This is a genomic window from Fundidesulfovibrio butyratiphilus, from assembly GCF_054657235.1.
The window spans coordinates 1,120,085-1,137,560 of the sequence record NZ_BAAHXA010000001.1 but is presented as its reverse complement, the minus strand read 5'-3'; the positions used below and the strand labels follow the sequence as shown (position 1 = coordinate 1,137,560).

The window sequence follows — 17,476 nt, the reverse complement described above, 5'->3', positions numbered from 1 at the left end:
AAGTGGACCGAACCAGTTGGTCCACCCCTGTATCGCCTTGTCCCGCCGGGGACAGAGGAGTCATGAGGATTTTTCTCTGGAGCGGGCGACGAGACTCGAACTCGCGACACCAAGCTTGGGAAGCTCGTACTCTACCAACTGAGCTACGCCCGCTCGCCAAAAGGGGACATTATAATTTTGTTGCTCGTTGTCAAGCCCTTTTCCCCGCAGCTTCGGGGGATTTCGGCGCGTTTCGCCCGGAACAGGGGGGTGGGCGAGGGAAAGGACGGGGAAAAACATGTCGGTTCCCGGCAGGTTCGGCAAGACCGGTCCTGCTCGAAACGATGCGTCCGTGGCGCGCGATGTTCAGTTCTTACGTATTTTATTGTTGACCATGCTACAATATGTACGTATTCGTCGACGACATGTTTATATTTGCGTATCTGGCGTCACATTTTCTTGAGCTCAGGGCGGAAAACAGTTCGCGAAGCGGGCTCGCGCTGTCGCTTCGGCCCCTGGTTCCGGTTGTTGAAGGGGAAATGCGGCGCATGCTTCGCTTCGGACGTGAAAGATGGAAAACCGACTCGCTGGAGGACCACGATGCGTCGCAGGAAAGAGTGTGTTGAAGGTTTGACGAGGTGTGAAACTCGCCTGGCCCGCTTGGTGTTATATTGCGCAGTGTTGGTCTTGTGTTCGGTCGCGTCGGCCCATGCTTCGGGCGACCGGGGGCCGGGATCGGATGCGGCGCGTTCCTCGGCTTCGTCGCAGGCCGCCGCGGCCGTCGTCGATCCGGCGGCGAAAACACAACTCGCCAAGGCGTTGAAGGCGTTCGATCGCTATTTCCGGTCGACGTCTCCCTGTGAAATCGATCCTGAGTCCAGGGCGCGTATCGAACAGGCCGGTCGTGAGCTGGACGCGCGCGGCCAGGGGGCCTTGAACGGCGAAGAGCTCTATGTGGTGGCCGCCGCGGCCACCCTGGCCAGGGAGAAGAATCGCCCTTCGGTTCTGTGGTACAAAGCCGCCACCACGTCTCCTGTTTCGGACCTGACTTCCGCCAGGGCTTTCAACAATTTCAGCGTGTTCGTGGCCAAACAGGGGCTTACGCCCGACCTGGCCATAGCCGCCACGAAGAACGCACCGAACCGGTTCGGCGACTCCAAGAACCCCGATGTCAGGTTGGAAGTGGCCTGGGCGCTTGCCTACAGAGCCGCGCTCCTCGCTCAGATGAAGAAGCCGGAAGAGGCCCTGGAGTCCTTGAACGACCTGCTCAAGCGGTTTCCTGACGAGGACGACCTGGCGATGAAGCGGTTTCTGGCCCGGACCATGCTCGAAAAGGCCGAGATCCTGAGCGATCTGGGGTGCGAAACCCAGATGCGCGACACCCTGGCCGCGCTGGTCGAACGCTTTGGCGCGTCCGACGACCGGGAGATTTCCGTGTTTGTGATTCAGGCATTGTTTTCTCAGGGGCGGTTGGCGGCCGAGCAGGGCGACCTTTCGAAGGGGGGCGGGCTGTTGGACCAGGCCATACAACACGCCCGGGCCGCAGGGTTTGACCGTAACGCCGAACTGGGCTTCGCCCGTCTGCTGAGTTTCAAGATGGAAATCCTCCAGGAGGGCCATCGCTACGATGAGGCCCTGAAGGTTTACGAGGACCTGAACCGCCGCCTTTCCCCGAGCGAGAATCCGGAGGTTCGGCCCATGCTGGCTATGGCGCTGTACAACTCGGCGTTTTTCCTGCGCGAACTGGGGCGCTCCAAGGACGTTATGGCCCGGCTCGAAGCCCTGGACAAGCGCTTTGGAGACAGCCCCGATCCTCGGGTGCGGGCCGTGGTCGCACGGGGGATGTTGAACAGGGGATACATGTTTGCGGACATGGGGGAGCCGGGCAACAGCCTGGCCGCCCTTGACGAGATCGTGGCCCGGTTCGGGGCCGACAAGGACCCGGCCGTGCGGGAGTGGGTGGGCATGGCCCTGTACAGCAAAGGCATGGCCCTGGACAAGGCAGGCGAGCCCGAACAGGCCCTGCGGGCTTTCGAGCGGTGCCGTCACATTCTGGCGGGATACGACCAAAAGTATCTCCGGCGCTTGACCTGCGAAACCCTGACCAAGGCGGCGGACGTGGCCGACCGGTTGGGGAAAAAGGCCGAGGCGCGTGCGTACCTCGACGCGATGGTCAAGGATTTTGGCGACTCGCACGACCCGGAAATCCGGCGGCTGGTGGAAAAGGCCAAGGCGAGTCTCACGAGTTCTTGACAGGGGGACCGGCTCGCGGCGGCGAGCGGGGGATGCGGCCTCGCCGCAGCGACCGGTAACAGCCCGTTGAAAGAGTCGATTCTTGCAGCGCGTTCTTTGAACAGGCTGGTAAAGGTTCCGGGCCGGGGCAACGGCGTGGACTCGTTGACGCCGGCCGGTACGGCGGATAGGGTGCGGCGTATTGTGTAACATGTTTACGAAAACACTTTCGCCCAGCGCGTGTCTGCAACGAAGCGCTTTTCCCGCGCATGCGTCTGGCCGATTTGGTCAACGAAGAGAGACCCCATGCGTTGTTGTGTTCCCGTCTTGCGCCTGCTGGTCGTGTTGACGCTGCCGCTGGCTCTGAATTTGGCTGCGGCTGACTCCGGCCTGGCCGCCGAGCGCGGCCGCACGGCCGCAAGCGATGACGCCGCGCGGCTGGAGAAGCGCATCGACGACCTGGAGTCCCAGCTTCGCCAACTTAAAGACATTGAAACGTTGCGGAGACAAGAAAGCGAACGGAAAAGAGGTGACGACCTGCAGCGTCTGGGAGACCGATTTCAGGACGTGAAAACCCAGACGACTGAGCAGGCGAAGGCCGTGCATGGGTTGGATGTGAAGGTCACAGAAGCTCTTTCATCCGCAAAGACAGCACAAGTTTTTTTGGCAGGGCTTGGCCTCTTGATCACGTTGTGTATGGTTATAATTGGTGGAATTTCGTTTTTTAATGCAGGGAGAAAAGGAAGGGAGGAAGCGGAGAAGGCTGCAGAGCAGTGGCTTAAAGAGAACATGGAGAAATACGAAGATAACATGTTAGCATGGGGTTCAAGACAAGAGTCTGAGTTCAAGTCAAAAATTGAAAAACTTGTTGAAGAATATAAAAATAAGTTTGAACAAGAGTTGCAATGTCTCTGCAAGGTTCGCAACGATGCTGAAGAAAATTTGGCTCAAATTATCAGCAAGGTGCAACTCGCTGCTAGCGAGGGAAGAAGTCCTGCCCTGTCAGACAAGCAGGAAAAGCTTCTTGAAGAGGCCGGAGAAGAATTAAAAAGTGAAGATGAAAGTGGATTTGCATACACAGATTGGAGATTAAAAGCGTTTATTGCGTATAATAATTCTGATTACATGAATGCTGTTCGTTGTTTCGAGAAAATAATAGAAGACGCCGGGGCGCCTGATAACGAAAAAGCAAAAGCTCTTTTTAATAAGGGAATCGCGCTCCACAAACAGAATAATACTGATGGTGAATTGGCCACCTACGATGACGTGATTCGCCGTTTTGGGGACTCTCGCGACCCCGGCGTTCAGGAGCAGGTGGCCAAGGCGCTTGTTAATAAGGGGGCTGCACTTAGAGAAATGAAGAATATAGAAGGGGCATTGGCTGCACTTGGCGAGGTGATTGTTCGTTTCCATAACTCAACGGAGCCTGGTCTTCAGGAGGCTCTAGCGATGGCGCTTGTCAACATGGGGACACTCCATCACAGGCTGGGTAACACAGCGAAGACAGTGTCTTGTTACGAAGAGGTTATACATGAATATGGTGATAGCAATGAGCCAAGCCTGCAGACGCAAGTGGCAAAGGGATACAGCGGGCTGGGTTTTGAAAAGCTTCTTCAGGCCAAGCAGATTTGGTATAATGAGCCACAGCGTTTGGCTTTACTTGATGACGCGTTGAAAAATATTGAAAAAAGTATGGTCTATATTCGTGGTAAAGATCGCATAGGGGCGCTCGGCAACAAAGCCTACGCATTATTTCTTGTTGGCAGACAGGACGAAGCTAAACCAGCCCTTTTACGTGCTTTAAAAAGAGGTGGAAAAACGCTTTTTAATGATAAAATATTCGATTCTCAGTGTCACCCCGTCCCCGAAGACGAAGCCTTTCGCGCCCTGTTGGACGAGCTTTGGGCGCAGGTGAAGCCCACCTTGCCGGCGGCCATGGGCGGTACGGCCGATGGCCCTGGCGACGCTCAGGCCGGTGACAAAGGCGACTCCCAGGCCCATCACGACAAGGGCTGATACGATCGCCCCGTCTTCCTCCCGTCCTTCCTCGTAGCCCTTTCTCGCGGGCGTTTGTCGGCCTTTTCGCCGGCGTCGGTGTTTGTCGTTTCGCGCCGGCGTCAACTTCTCTCCCCTTGGCACGCTTCCTGCTGATCCCCGGTTCGAGGAGGCGTCCGACATGCAGCAAAGCTCAATAAGCGCGATATTCGGCGCTCTCAGCAACGAAATGCGGCTCAATATCATCGCCAATAATTTGGCGAACGCCAACACCGTGGGCTACAAGGCCGACAAGGTTTCGTTTCAGGACGTGTTCCAGCGTCTGGCCACCGACTACGCCCCGGATCCTCGCGACGCCCTGCACCTCAAGAAGCGGCTGCCGAGCGCCGTCATCGTGGCCAAGCCCCGCCTGGCCGAGCAGACCGTGGACCTCAGCCAGGGGGCGCTCGAACATACCGAGAACCCCTTCGACCTGGCCATCAGCGGCCCGGGGTTCTTCCGGGTGCAGACGCCAAACGGTCCCATGCTCACGCGCAACGGACAGTTCTACCGCAATGTGGACGGTCAACTGGTCACCAACCAGGGGTTCGCCCTCATGGGCCAGTCCGGCGCGGTGAGCGTGCCCGAAGGACGCAACGTGGCCATCATGCCGGACGGCTCGGTCATGGTGGACAACCAGCCCGTGAGCAGCGTGGACCTGGTGAAGGTCGCCGATCCCAAGACCCTGCAAAAGGTGGGCTCCAGCCTGTTCACCGGGGCCAACGGCGCCCTGCCCGCCACCCAGGCCACCAATACCAGCGAAACCATGATCTACCAGGGATACCTGGAAAAACCCAACGTCAACGTGGTTACGGAGATGGTGGGCATGATCGAGGCGCACAGAAGTTTCGAGGCGTATACCAAGATCATCACCAGCACCCAGGACATGGACGAAAAAGCCTCCCGCGTGGGCGAGTCCAGGTAATCGGATTAAGGAGGAAACACCGTCATGATGCGATCCCTGTACACGGCCACCACAGGCATGCAGGCCATGCAACTGCAGATAGACACCATGGCCAACAACCTGGCCAACGTGAACACCATCGGTTTCAAGAAAAGCCGGGCGGAGTTCGAGGACCTCATGTACCAGACCTTGAACGTGGCCGGCACCCAGAACGAAAGCGGCTCGCGCCTGCCCACGGGCTTGCAGGTGGGCATGGGCGTCAAGCCCACGACGGTGCACAAGTTCTTTTCCCAGGGCGATTTTCAAAACACCGGCAACCAGTTGGACATCGCCATCTCCGGCCAGGGCTTTTTCAAGCTCGACGCCAACGGCGACGAGGTCTACACACGCGCCGGCTCGTTCAAGACCAACCAGGACGGCACCATCGTCACGGCCCAGGGCTACATCCTGCAACCCCAGTTCACCGTGCCGCCCGAGACCGTGACCATCACCATCACCGAGCAGGGCAAGATTTCCTGCACGGGCCGCGACGGGACGGAATTGGCCTCCACCACCATCCCCGTCTACACCTTCATAAACCCCGCCGGCCTGACCGCCCAGGGGCGAAACATCTACAAGCAGTCCGACGCCTCGGGCGCTCCCCAGGAAAACACCCCCGGCGACTTGAACGCCGGAACCCTGGTGCAGGGATATTTGGAAATGTCCAACGTGCAGATGGTGGACGAAATGGTGGGGCTCATCGTGGGACAGCGCGCCTACGAGGCCAACTCCAAGACCATCACCACGGCCGACGCCATGTTGCAGACGGCCACCAACATCAAGCGGTAAGGGCGAACAAGGGAGGGACAGCGCATGTTGATCAAGACCACCGGCGCGCGTCTTCTGGGCGCTTTTATCCTGGTGTCGGCGTTGGCCGCGGCCCAGATCGTTTTCGGGGCGGATCCGTTCACCTGGCGGGTGCGTCTGCTGCCCGCGGCGGCCATTTCCGGCGACCGGGTCATGCTCGGCGAGATCGCCCAGCCCGTGGGCGACATGGACGCCGAAACCTGGAAGATTCTCGCCGAAACCCCCCTGTGGAACTTTCCCGGACGCGAGGGACAGATGACCCTGGCCCGCAGCAAGGTCATAGCCGATCTGGAAAAGATTTTTCCCAACGTGGAAGGCAATTTCGTGGTGCCCGAGCAGATCACCCTGCGCAAGGGAGGGGCCAAGCCCGTGTCCGGCGGCGACGTGAAAAAGCTTGTCGTCGAGTTTTTGACGCGATCCATGAACAACGAACCCGGGGACCTGGAGGTCAAGGACATCCATATGCCCCAGCAGGTCTTTGTCAACGAGGAGAGCGAGCGCCTGTCCATCGAATCCGGCGGCCCCGTAGCGCCGGGCCGGGTGCACATGCGCATGGTGGTTTCGGACTTGGAGGGCAAGACCCTGCGTCAGGCTTCGGCCACGGCCTTCGTCAACTTTTGGCGGATGATCCCCGTGTCCTCGCGCGACCTCTATGTCAAGGAAGGCTCCATCAAGGAAGGCATGTTCATCTACGAAAAGCGCAACATGGCCTACGTCAAGGGCATTCCCTGGGACCCCAAGTCGCCCGAGCTCATGCGGGTGAAGACCTCGCTCACGCCGGGAACGCCGCTGACCAGCGAAACCCTCGAACCCATGCCCCTGGTGAGCAAGGGCGACCAGGTGATCCTGGTCTGGAAGGGACCGCACATTCAACTGACAATGCCCGTCACCGCCCTGACCGAGGGCGGCAAGGACAAGCTGATAACGGTACGCAACATGCAAAGCGGCAAGGAACTGACGGCCACGGTGGTCGATTCCAAGACCGTGGTCGCCCGGTAAGGAGGAGGCCCCATGAATTCCAACATCAAGACCCTGGTCGCCCTGGCCGTGTCGGCAGCCCTGTGCGGCGGCTGCGTGCAGCCGGCCACCAAGAATCCGACGCCCATGCCGTCGCTGACCCCGCCCGTGGCCCAGGCTCCGCCTCCGTCGCACAATCCGGCTTCGCTCTATTCCCAGGCCTCCCAGCCCAACTACCTCTATGAGGACAACCGGGCCAGGCGCGTGGGCGACATCGTGATGGTCAACATCGTGGAGAAGTCCGACGCCAAGAGCACGGTCAAGACCAAGAGCAACAAGGACAACGAAACCAACATGGGCGTGTCGGCCTACATGAGCAACCACCAAATCGACCCCGTGCCCGGGTCGACCCTGCTCACCAACGCCGGGGTCAACGCCGGCCAGCTCATCAACATGCAGGGGCGCATCGGCTCAAGCCCCATCGTGAAGACCAGCTCGAACAACCAGTTCACGTCGGACGCCGAAACCAGCCGCAAGAACTACATCACCTCGACCATCGGATGCCGGGTGGTGAACATCCTGCCCGGCGGGGTCATGCAGGTGGAAGGCGCCAGACAGGTGCGCGTCAACGACGACACCCAGATCATGGTGGTGCGCGGTCTGGTCCGGCCTTCGGACATTCAGCCCGACAATTCGATCAATTCCGTGGCCATGGCCGAATGCCAGGTGGAAATGTACGGCACGGGCGTGCTGGCCGACCGGCAAAAGCCCGGCTGGTTGTCCAGGGTGCTCGACAACGTGTGGCCCTTCTAGGCGCGGCGAGGCGGATGGGACATCCAGGGAGAGGATGACATGGCTTTCACGACAATGTTCAAGACGGCGCTGGCGGCTCTGATTCTGGGACTGGCGCTCCTGGCGCCCACCCAGGCCCAGGCGGCCCGTATCAAGGACTTGGCCTCCTTTTCGGGGGTGCGCACCAATCAGCTCGTGGGCTACGGCCTGGTGGTGGGGCTTACCGGAACCGGAGACAAGCGCGGGTCGGATTTCACCATCCAGACCATCTGGAACATGCTCGACAAGATGGGCGTGCGCGTGGACAAGAAGACCCTGCGTCCGGCCAACGTGGCGGCGGTCATGGTGACGTGCCAAATGGACTCCACCACCAAGACCGGCTCCAAGCTCGACGTCACGGTCTCGTCGCTGGGCGACGCCACCAGCCTCATGGGCGGCGTGCTGCTCTTGACGCCGCTCAAGGGCGTGGACGGCAACGTCTACGCCATCGCCCAGGGGCCGGTGGCCGTGGGTGGCTTTCAGGCCTCCGGCGCGGCGGCCTCCACCACCAAGAACGTGCCCACCGTGGCCACCATTCCCGGCGGGGCCAACGTGGAGCGCGCTCTGGATTTCGAGTTCAACGCCCAGCACGATCTGACCATCAATATCGGGTACGCGGATTTCTCCACCACCATGCAGATCGTCACCAAGGTCAACCAGGCCATGGGCGGCAACTACGCTCGCGCCCTGGACGCCTCGACGGTCAAGGTGGACGTGCCTCCGCAGCACCAGGGCAACATCGTGCCCCTTATGGCCACTCTGGAAAACCTGCAAATTTCCCCGGACAACAAGGCCCGCGTGGTGGTGGACGAAAAGACCGGCACCGTGGTCCTGGGCTTGAACGTCAAGCTGACCCGCTCGGCCGTGACCCACGGCAACATGCAGATTCTCATTCAGGAGTCGGCCGACGTTTCCCAGCCGTTGCCTTTCGCCCCCCAGGGCGCCCAGACCGTGGTGGTGCCCCAGACCAACGTCAACACCTCCGAGCAAAACCGGGCCCTGCGCATGATCGAAGGCGCGAGCCTCCAGGAGTTGGTGGAAGGCCTCAACGTGCTGCGGGCCACCCCGCGCGACCTGATAAGCATCCTCAAGACCCTGCGCGCCGCCGGGGCCCTGCAGGCCGACCTCGAGGTCATCTAGGCCATGGCCATTCCCTCGGAAGCCGAAGCCAGAGCCGCAGTCGGCGAGGACGTCGCCCGCAAGATGCGGATGGACGCCCTGCAAAAGCGCATCGCTCCGGGGCCGAGCAAGGAAAAGAAGCTCAAGGAAGCCTGCGAGGGGTTCGAGGCCGTGTTCATCGGGCAGTTGGTCAAGGAAATGCGCAAGTCCGTTCCCAAGGACGGCCTGCTGCACGGCAACATGCAGGACCAGTACGTCTCCATGTTCGACGAGGAATACGCCAAGACCCTAACCAAGAACGGAGGCATCGGCCTGTCCGACTTCATGTTCGCCCAGTTGAGCGCGCGCGACAAGGCCGTGAAGCCCGAGGACGCCAAGAGCATGGCCGTCAGCGGGGAAAAGCGTCTCGATCCCAAGCAGGGCCCGACCCTGGCCGGAGTGCGTCGCACGGCGCTTGACCGCATGCCCGTGGGCAAGCCCAAGGTCGAAGGCCAGACCATGATCCAGCCGCCGATGGCGATGAAGGGCGCCTCCGCTACGGGGACCCGCGACGCGTCTTCCCGGCCCGTGGCGGTCGGTTCCGCGTCCTTGCGTTCCGGGCTTTCCGGCACGCCTTCCCAGCGCCTCGGCCTGCCGGGGGCGGCCTACCTGCAAGGGGCGGACAAGGCCCTGGCCGACGCGGGCGACTCCCTGGTGCAGCCCGTGTCCGGCGAGATCACCTCGGACTTCGGTTGGCGGCGCGATCCCTTCACGCATCAGAAGGCCTGGCACAGCGGCGTGGATATTGCCGCTCCCGCCGGAAGTCCCGTGGTGGCCTGCGCCGACGGCGTGGTCAGCTACAGCGGTTCCCGGGGCGGGTACGGCAACCTGGTGGTGGTGGATCATTCCGACGGAACCCAGAGCTACTACGGGCACAACAGCGCCAACAGCGTGACCGTGGGACAGGCCGTTCAGGCTGGCCAGCAAATTGCAAAGGTTGGACAGACCGGCAGAGCCACGGGACCACACGTGCACTTCGAATTGCGCCGAAACGGCGTGGCCGTGGACCCCCGGAAGGCAGGCGGAATAACGCTTGCGGCCAGGGACACAAGCCCTCTGCTGATACCGGACCTCTAGGACGCCAACCCACGCGGAGCAGGCCATGCACAACGAAATTCTGGAAAACCTTACCCGGCAGCACCAGGCGCTCAGGCTTCTCAAGGCGCTTCAAGAGGAAGAATTTACCCACTTGTGCGAGTTCCGTCCCCAGTCGGTGGGCGCGCTGGAGTTTTCCATCCAGGAGCTCATGCGCCAGCTCATGAGCGAGCGCAAGAGCCTTAAGCGCATTCTGGCCCGCATGAGCCCCGAAGCCCAGCGCCTGGCCGACATGCGCGAGCCTCTGGCCGACATTTGGGATCAGGTGAGCCAGCGCCTGGAAGCCATAGACAAGCTCGAACAGTTCTGCGCCAAGCAGGCGGAAAAGAGCTACTCCATGGCCCTGGCCCTTTTCGATCAGTGCAACGGCTACCTTGATTTCTTCAAGAAGGAGCTGGCGCCCAAGCAGAAGACGTATGGCCGCAAGGGCCTGTACGTCTCCACCAAGCCCGCTCCGGCCATGATGCGGGGAGCATTGTAAATGTCGGGCATCGAATCGCTGCTCAACATGGGCCAAAAGGCCTTGAACGCCTCGCAGGTGGGCATTCAGGTCACGGGCCAGAACATTTCCAACGTCAATACGACGGGGTATTCGCGCCAGCGCGTGCTTTTCGAGGCGGACATCTACCTCGACAACTCGCCGGGACAGATGGGCACCGGGGTCAAGGCCACGGAGATCCAGCGCCTGTTCGACGCATACCTGGAAAAGGCCTACAATCTGAAGGCGTCCTCGCGCGACCGGTACAACGCGCTCTATTCGGGACTGACCTCCGTGGAGTCCACCTTCAACGAATCCACCAATGATGGCATCGGGGCCAGCCTGTCCACGTTTTTCGACGACTGGAGCAAGTTGAGCGCCGCTCCGGGGCAGTACCCCCTGCGCCAGACGCTGCTTTCCGACACCGCCAACCTCATGGGCGTACTGAGCCAGGCCGACGCCGACCTTTTGGCCCTGCAAAGCCAGGCCAACCAGCAGATCACCCAGGACGTGAACTCCGCCAACGAGATCATGTCCCGCATCGCCGACATCAACGGCGAGCTTTCCATGACGGACTCGCCCGGCGGGCAGAACGCCAACGGCCTGCTCGACCAGCGCGACGCCCTGGTGCGCAGCCTGGCCACGATCATCGACGTGACCACCGTGGACAACGGGGGGGGCAACTTCACCGTGCTCACCAAGGCGGGGCAGACCCTGGTGGACCGCACCCGGACGTTCGATCTCAAGCTGGAAAGCAACAAGGTGATCCGCAACCTGCCGTCCAATTCGAATTTCGACGGAACCGTGGGGTTCTCCGGCCAGGACGACTTCGAATACACCATCAAGGTCGTGCAGGGCGGCACGGTCAGCAACGGCTCGGGCGCGGCCCTGTTTCAGGTGTCGCTCGACGGCGGAGTCACCTGGCTGACCAGCGGCTCGGGCGAAATCCAGACCTTTTCCGCCAGGCCCGAGAGCGGCAAGGTGGACGTTGGCAACCTGCAGATTTATTTCGGCAAGTATTCCAACACCGCCCTGAGCCCCACGGGCCAGTTGAACAAGGGCGACATGTTCACCGTGGTGCCCAAGAGCGGGCTCTACTGGTATCAGTCTGCGGCCACGCCCATAAACATCACCCCCCAGACGGCCTTCAACGGGCAGGACAACCCCCTGCGCGTCACCGGAGGCGAACTCGGCGGGCTCTTCACCCTGCGCGACTACAGCCTGGGCCGCTACCGCGAACGCCTGGACACCCTGACCAAGGGCCTGATCTGGGAGACCAACCGCGTCCACAGCCAGGGCGCGGGACTGGCCCAGTTCTCCACCGTCACCGGGACCTACTCGGTGCGAAACGCCGACGCGCCCCTGTCCAGTCCCTCCACCGGGTTGGCCTTCGGCGATCGCCTGGCCTCCGGGGCTTCGACCCTGTATGTTTACAACTCCCACACCGGAGAGTTGGTCTCCAACGGATTTCTCAACTTCGACTTTTCCGGAGGCGGGGGACTGGATCTGTTCGATCCGTCCAAGCATTCGCTCAACGACGTGGTCAAGGCCATCAACAACACCTTCGGCACGTTCCTTACGGCCAGCGTCTCCAACAACCAGCTCGAAATCCAGGGCAAGGACGGCTACTCCTTCGGCTTCGGCACGGACGCCGCCGGGCTGTACGCGGCGCTTGGCGTCAACACCTTCTTCACGGGAGACTCGCCCTCCACCATGGGTATCAACTCCGTGTGCGGGGCCAATTCCGACTTCGTCAACGCCGGCCACATCAACGGCGCCGGCGAGGCCAATACGGGCGACAACGTCACGGCCCTGGACATCGCGGCCCTGCGCTCCAAGGAAATCACCCTGGGCGCCTCGTACGAAAAGCCTTCGCAGACGACGTTGACGTCCTATTACAACGGTCTGGTCGGCGTGGTGGGCGTGGATACCGAAAACGCCAAGTTCAACTACGACTACCAGAACTCCCTGGCCACCGACTACAACAACCGGCAACTGGAAATCGCGGGCGTGAACATGGACGAGGAAATGTCCAACCTCATCAAGTTCCAGCACTCCTACCAGGCGGCGGCCAAGATGATCTCCACGGCGGACCAGATGTGGCAGACCGTCCTGGGACTCAAGCAATAAGGAGCGGGCCATGGCTCTTCGCGTCGCCCAGCAGATGATCTACCAGTCCAGCGTGAGCCGCATGAACCTCACGCTGACCCAGATGATGGAGTCCAACCTGCAGTCCGCCACCCAGAAGCGGATCAACCGTCCCTCGGACGATCCCGCCGGCATGGCCAAGGTGTTGAGCTATCGCGATTCCTTGCAGGCCATCGACCAGTACCAGGCCAACATCGGTACGGCCAAGGGATGGCTCAACCTGGCGGACTCCACCCTGGTGCAGGTGAACACGGTCATCACCCGGCTCAAGGAGCTGGCCGAGCAGGGTTCCACCGGCACCATGAGCGCCGACAACCGGACCCAGATCGCCTCCGAGGCCAGGCAGCTCTTCAAGCAGCTTATTTCCATGGCCAACACCAAGTTTGACGACAGCGCGCTGTTCGGGGGCCACAAGACCGGATCGGCCCCCTTTCAGGAAACCCTGTCGCTTTCGGTCAACCAGGAAAACGTGCTGTCCAACGCGGGGTTTTCCATAAACGGCTACAGCGAATCCACCACGCTGGTGCAGTTCCTCGACTCCGGCCCGCTTTCGAGCTCCTCCCGCTACCGTTACACCACCGACGGAGGCGAGACCTGGACCGCGGGCACGGTGAGCGACCCGGGCACGCCGAACCGCTTTCATCTGGACCTGGGCGGCGTCAGCCTGGACCTGGACCGTCAGACTTCCGTGACGGCCACCAGCGAGGCCGACACCAATGACACCAATGGCACCTGGCTCTGGGTGCGTCCGGCCGCCCAATACTACGGCGACGACACCGACAAGGTGGAAGTCGACCCCATGCAGGGCGCGGGCAGCCTGGTGAAGGGCAGGGCCGAGGGGTATTTCCAAAGCAATGTGATCGTGCGCATCGACGAGGATTCCACCCTGGCTGGAACCATCGGCTATTCCTACAGCCTGGACGGCGGAAGGTCCTGGACCACCTCGAACACCTCCACGCCGGACGCCTCGTCTTCCCTGGCCAGCCTGAACGTGCCCGGCGGGGTGCTGACCCTGTACTCCAACGGAGGCAACACACTGCGCGCCGGCAACATGTTCGTGGTGCGCCCGCGCGAGGCGCTCATCAACATCGACATTTCGCCCTCGGAACGTGTGGCCGTCAACGGCGTGGGCAAGGACATCTTCGGCGGTCTCTACCAGGACCCGGCCAGCAACGCGGCCCGGCCCGTGGTCATCGACGGCACGTCCGGGGCGTCGAACCTGTTCGAGACCGTGGGCAAGCTGGTGGGGTTTCTGGAAACCAACAATCAGTCCGGCGTGCAGCAGTGCCTGGAAGACCTGCGCTCCGCCAGCCAGGCCGTGCTCAACTACGCCGCCGACGTGGGCGGACGCGAAAATCGGTTGACCATGGCCAAGGGCGTGCTCGACAATCTGGCCGAAAATCAGACACAGCAGCTTTCCAACACCGAGGACGTGGATTTTTCCGTTCTCATGACCAAGATGGCGCAGCAACAGTTGGCCTATCAGTCGGTGCTCAAGTCCACCAGCATGATCATGAACCTGTCGCTCATGAATTACATGTGATCTTCGGGCATTGACAAGGTCCATGCCCGGAACTAGGGTGCTCGGCCATAGTCAAGGAAACGAGGCGGTATGCTCATACTTACCCGCCGTCCGGGTGAAAGCATCCATCTGGGCGACAAAATAAAAATCACCGTACTTGGGGTACAGGGCAAGCAGATCAAGATAGGTCTCGAAGTGCCCCAGGAAATGCCCGTGTACAGAGAAGAAGTCTACCTGCGTGTCTTGGAGCAGAACCGTCTGGCCCTTGAAGCCAATCAACAAGATGTCTTTGCGGCGGCAGCGTTATGGCAAAAAAGCAAGACCGAGTGATTCAAAGCCGCATCGGCAAGCTCACCATAGCCCCGGAACGCGTGCTCCATTTTCCCCGGGGGCTCATTGGCTTCGAGCAAGAGCGGGAGTTCACCCTGGTGCAGATCAGGGAGGACTCGCCCTTTCTCATTCTGCAAAGCATGCACGATCCGCGTCTGGGCCTTTTGGTGGCCGATCCCTTCAACTTTCTCGAAAGTTACGACGTGGTGGTGGGGGAACCGGAACGCAAACTCTTGCGTATCGAGAACATCCGTCAGGTGCTGGTTCTGGTCACGGTGACCATCCCGCCGGGCAAACCGGAAGAAACCACCCTGAACCTCACCGGTCCCGTGGTGATTAACATGAAAAGCCGCATCGGCCTGCAAATCCCCCAGGTGGACCCCAAGTATCCGTCCCATTACCAGCCCGGGCAGACGAAAAGCGAGGACCAGGCCGAATAGACGGCCCGCGCCGAGAGAACGGCCGGTCCTCGGCGGGCGGGACTTTCGGCGGAACCGCCTGGCGACACATTCCCGCTGGCTGCGTTACGTTGTTTCCCTCAACAGCCGCCCAAAAAGTCGATTCGTGCAGCCTGTTCAAAAAACGTGCTGGCAAGTCGCGCAAAAAAGTCAAGCCCGAAGCGGAGTTGGTATCCGTTGAAGGGGTTGCTTGTTTTTCGCAGCAACGCAGCCAGCGAGGATTTTTCAACAGGCTGTCAAGCCCGGATCGGATGCGAACTCCGTTCCGGGCTTGTTGTTTTGCGTCTTGCCACCGTGCTGGCGCGAGCAGGGGGAGTCGAGGCTTTTCATTCCCCGGGCGGGAGAGGCGCGGGGCGCGAGGCTGTCGTGACGCGCGGTGCGTCCAGGGGGCGCCCTTCCTGCGATGAGGCCGCTGAAAAAGAAGGCGGTCCGGCGAAAAGGGCTTTCCCCTTCCGCCGGACCGGGTGAATTTTAGCGCGTGGTTCCAGGCTATTGCAAAAAGTCGATCTCGTTGTCGATCAACTTCTGGGCGATCTTGCGCGAATCGGGCTGATAGGTTCCGGACTGCACCTGCTGCTTGAGGGCTTCCACCCGGTCGACGCGCACGTCGGACGAACCGGCCGCTTCCTTCACGGCCTGGGCGAGCAGTCTGGCGTCGCCGGACAGGGACACCTTGTCGCCGGAGGACGAGTCCGAGGCGCTCTTCAGCTTGGCCTTGACCCGCTCCACCTTGGAGGCCGAAGAGGTCTCCTCTCCGCGGTCAACCATGTTCTGGGCGTACGGATTCCCGGTCCCCAGTATCTTCTTGATATCCATCTCTCCCTCCTCGGCGAAAGCCATTCGCCGAGACGCCGGTCCGGCCCTCCCCCCGGAGTGGCCGCCCAAAGGGCGGCAGTCGGATCATGCGTCGCTCTTTAGAAGCGGTCTAGAGCATCGTTTCGTCGACCACGGCCAGGGCGATGCGCCAGAGGCGTTCCAGTATGCGCACCCGTTCCTGTCCGATCATTTCCTCCAAGTCGTTTTCGCCTTTCACCCGAAAGATCTGCATGTCTTCCCCGTCGGGGGGGTAGGCGAACACGAATCTGGCCTTGAACTCCTGTTCCAACTCGTTCTTTATGTCGGTCACCACCGGGTTTTCCGACCCGGTGACGATAAGATTTTCCACGATTTCAGCCGTCACCTTCTGGACAAGCTCTCGTCTCTTGGCCTCGCGGGAGATGTCCACCTGGTCGATGGCTCCGGCGGCCCGAAGCGAGCGGCGGTACCGGGCGAGTCGCCTCGCCGTGGTCACCTGCCTGCCGTAGGTGCGCAGCATATTTCTGACCAGAGCGGGATTGGCGGCCACGATGCTACTCCTCTTTCTTCATCCATCCTATCGGACGCGAGGGGGATCGACTTTAGACCTGAAGAAAAAAAAGATGACGCGCGGTCTCGCGGGGTTACACGCGGAGGCGTTTTTTTTGAAATTCGCCGTTCGTCCGGGCGTCCGCAACGGACCAATCGTCCGAAGCCGGCACGGTTCACCGCGTGGCGCAGACGGGCGCACGCTACACCATTTCCCGTCCAAGGTCATCAGGGGAAACGGCAGGTTGGCCTTGAACCCGGAGAGGGTTTCCACTAGGTTGCCAGCCCATGCCAGCGAATGTGAGAAACGTGCTCGTAGTGGCCAAAGCCGGCGACGAACGGGCCATGGAGGCCGCCCGGGAACTGGGCGGCTGGATCGAGGAACTGGGCGTGGGTTGCCACGTGGTGCAGAACCGCACCCGGACCGACTGCCGCGCCGGGCTCCGGGCCCTGCTGGGCGATGGCCCCGAACCCGAGCTCGTGGTGGTCCTGGGCGGGGACGGCACCATGATCAGCGTGGCCCGCAAACTCATGGGGCTTTGCCTGCCGATTTTGGGCGTCAACCGGGGCCGGCTGGGATTTCTCTCCCAGCTTTCCTGGGGGCCGGACTGCCGCGAACGCATCGTCAAGGCCGTGACCGAAGGCTTCGCGGTGAACACGGTGATGATGGCCCTGTGCGAGGTGGAACGGCAGGGCGAAAAGGTGTTTTCCTGCGGGGCGGTCAACGACGTGGTTGTCAGCCGGGGCGCCATCGCCAGGCTGGTGCGCCTGGGCGTATCGTTCGCGGGCGAACGCCTGGGAACCTTCCGGGCCGACGGCATGATCGTCTCCACGCCCACGGGAACCACGGCCTATTCCATGAGCGCCGGGGGGCCGTTGGTGCATCCCGACCTGGAAACCTTCTCCCTCACGCCCATTTGCGCGTTTCTCGACACGCTCAAGCCCATGGTGCTGCCCACGGACCGGGTTTTGTCCCTCACGGTGGAGGAGGGCGCCGCCGGCATCATGCTCACCTGCGACGGACAAACCCTGTTCCCGCTGGAAACCGGGGACGAGGTGCGCATTACCAGGGCGCAAAAGCCCATGAAGCTGGCGGCCGTGGGCAATCACTCCTACTTCGGCAAGCTCCTGGACAAGGGCTTCATCACACAACGGTGATT

General features: G+C 61.3%; 16 protein-coding genes and 1 tRNA gene. 14 read left to right on the top strand and 3 right to left on the bottom strand.

The window, feature by feature from the left end; genetic code table 11:
* Positions 1–77: 77 nt before the first annotated feature.
* Positions 78–153: transfer RNA gene (locus ACYQ01_RS05545), tRNA-Gly, on the bottom strand.
* A 489-nt stretch (positions 154–642) separates the two neighbouring features.
* Here ACYQ01_RS05545 and ACYQ01_RS05540 point away from each other — a divergent pair.
* The 13 genes from ACYQ01_RS05540 to fliW all read left to right on the top strand — a co-directional run bounded on the left by ACYQ01_RS05540 (position 643) and on the right by fliW (position 14,954).
* Positions 643–2,232 carry a tetratricopeptide repeat protein gene (locus ACYQ01_RS05540; RefSeq protein WP_459932831.1) on the top strand — a complete coding sequence of 530 codons (1,590 nt, stop codon included), beginning with the start codon at positions 643–645 and terminating at the stop codon, positions 2,230–2,232.
* A gap of 285 nt (positions 2,233–2,517) precedes the next feature.
* Positions 2,518–4,227 carry a tetratricopeptide repeat protein gene (locus ACYQ01_RS05535; protein WP_459932830.1) on the top strand — a complete coding sequence of 570 codons (1,710 nt, stop codon included), beginning with the start codon at positions 2,518–2,520 and terminating at the stop codon, positions 4,225–4,227.
* Positions 4,228–4,387: 160 nt separating this feature from the next.
* Positions 4,388–5,170: a flagellar basal-body rod protein FlgF gene (gene flgF / locus ACYQ01_RS05530; protein ID WP_459932829.1), complete on the top strand. Its 783-nt coding sequence runs from the start codon at positions 4,388–4,390 to the stop codon at positions 5,168–5,170.
* 24 nt (positions 5,171–5,194) lie between these two features.
* Positions 5,195–5,977 carry a flagellar basal-body rod protein FlgG gene (gene flgG, locus ACYQ01_RS05525; RefSeq protein WP_459932828.1) on the top strand — a complete coding sequence of 261 codons (783 nt, stop codon included), beginning with the start codon at positions 5,195–5,197 and terminating at the stop codon, positions 5,975–5,977.
* Positions 5,978–6,001: 24 nt separating this feature from the next.
* Positions 6,002–6,994 carry a flagellar basal body P-ring formation chaperone FlgA gene (gene flgA / locus ACYQ01_RS05520; protein ID WP_459932827.1) on the top strand — a complete coding sequence of 331 codons (993 nt, stop codon included), beginning with the start codon at positions 6,002–6,004 and terminating at the stop codon, positions 6,992–6,994.
* Between the two features lie 12 nt (positions 6,995–7,006).
* Entirely contained in the window at positions 7,007–7,765 is a 759-nt protein-coding gene (locus ACYQ01_RS05515; RefSeq protein ID WP_459932826.1) for a flagellar basal body L-ring protein FlgH, read from the top strand.
* Positions 7,766–7,804: 39 nt separating this feature from the next.
* Positions 7,805–8,923, top strand: a complete 1,119-nt coding sequence (locus tag ACYQ01_RS05510; RefSeq protein ID WP_459932825.1) for a flagellar basal body P-ring protein FlgI — start codon at positions 7,805–7,807, stop codon at positions 8,921–8,923.
* 3 nt (positions 8,924–8,926) lie between these two features.
* Positions 8,927–10,018 carry a peptidoglycan DD-metalloendopeptidase family protein gene (locus ACYQ01_RS05505; RefSeq protein WP_459932824.1) on the top strand — a complete coding sequence of 364 codons (1,092 nt, stop codon included), beginning with the start codon at positions 8,927–8,929 and terminating at the stop codon, positions 10,016–10,018.
* A gap of 25 nt (positions 10,019–10,043) precedes the next feature.
* Positions 10,044–10,517: a flagellar export chaperone FlgN gene (gene flgN, locus ACYQ01_RS05500; protein ID WP_459932823.1), complete on the top strand. Its 474-nt coding sequence runs from the start codon at positions 10,044–10,046 to the stop codon at positions 10,515–10,517.
* Complete coding sequence (gene flgK / locus ACYQ01_RS05495) at positions 10,518–12,644, top strand: flagellar hook-associated protein FlgK (RefSeq protein ID WP_459932822.1); 2,127 nt, start codon at positions 10,518–10,520, stop codon at positions 12,642–12,644. It begins immediately after the preceding gene.
* 10 nt (positions 12,645–12,654) lie between these two features.
* Complete coding sequence (gene flgL, locus ACYQ01_RS05490) at positions 12,655–14,205, top strand: flagellar hook-associated protein FlgL (protein WP_459932821.1); 1,551 nt, start codon at positions 12,655–12,657, stop codon at positions 14,203–14,205.
* A 69-nt stretch (positions 14,206–14,274) separates the two neighbouring features.
* Positions 14,275–14,514, top strand: a complete 240-nt coding sequence (gene csrA / locus ACYQ01_RS05485) for a carbon storage regulator CsrA (RefSeq protein WP_459932820.1) — start codon at positions 14,275–14,277, stop codon at positions 14,512–14,514.
* Positions 14,490–14,954: a flagellar assembly protein FliW gene (gene fliW, locus ACYQ01_RS05480; protein WP_459932819.1), complete on the top strand. Its 465-nt coding sequence runs from the start codon at positions 14,490–14,492 to the stop codon at positions 14,952–14,954. The genes csrA and fliW overlap by 25 nt, the downstream gene beginning before the upstream one ends.
* Positions 14,955–15,461: 507 nt before the next feature.
* On the opposite strand, the gene flgM is transcribed toward fliW, so the two are convergent.
* Together flgM and ACYQ01_RS05470 are read right to left on the bottom strand one after the other, a co-directional pair.
* Positions 15,462–15,788 (bottom strand): flagellar biosynthesis anti-sigma factor FlgM, encoded by a 327-nt coding sequence (gene flgM / locus ACYQ01_RS05475; RefSeq protein ID WP_459932818.1) that lies wholly within the window; start codon positions 15,786–15,788, stop codon positions 15,462–15,464.
* A gap of 109 nt (positions 15,789–15,897) precedes the next feature.
* Positions 15,898–16,317: a DVU0524 family FlgM-associated protein gene (locus ACYQ01_RS05470; RefSeq protein ID WP_459932817.1), complete on the bottom strand. Its 420-nt coding sequence runs from the start codon at positions 16,315–16,317 to the stop codon at positions 15,898–15,900.
* Positions 16,318–16,604: 287 nt separating this feature from the next.
* Between ACYQ01_RS05470 and ACYQ01_RS05465 the strand changes: the two genes are divergently transcribed.
* Entirely contained in the window at positions 16,605–17,474 is an 870-nt protein-coding gene (locus ACYQ01_RS05465; RefSeq protein WP_459932816.1) for an NAD(+)/NADH kinase, read from the top strand.
* Positions 17,475–17,476 lie beyond the last annotated feature (2 nt).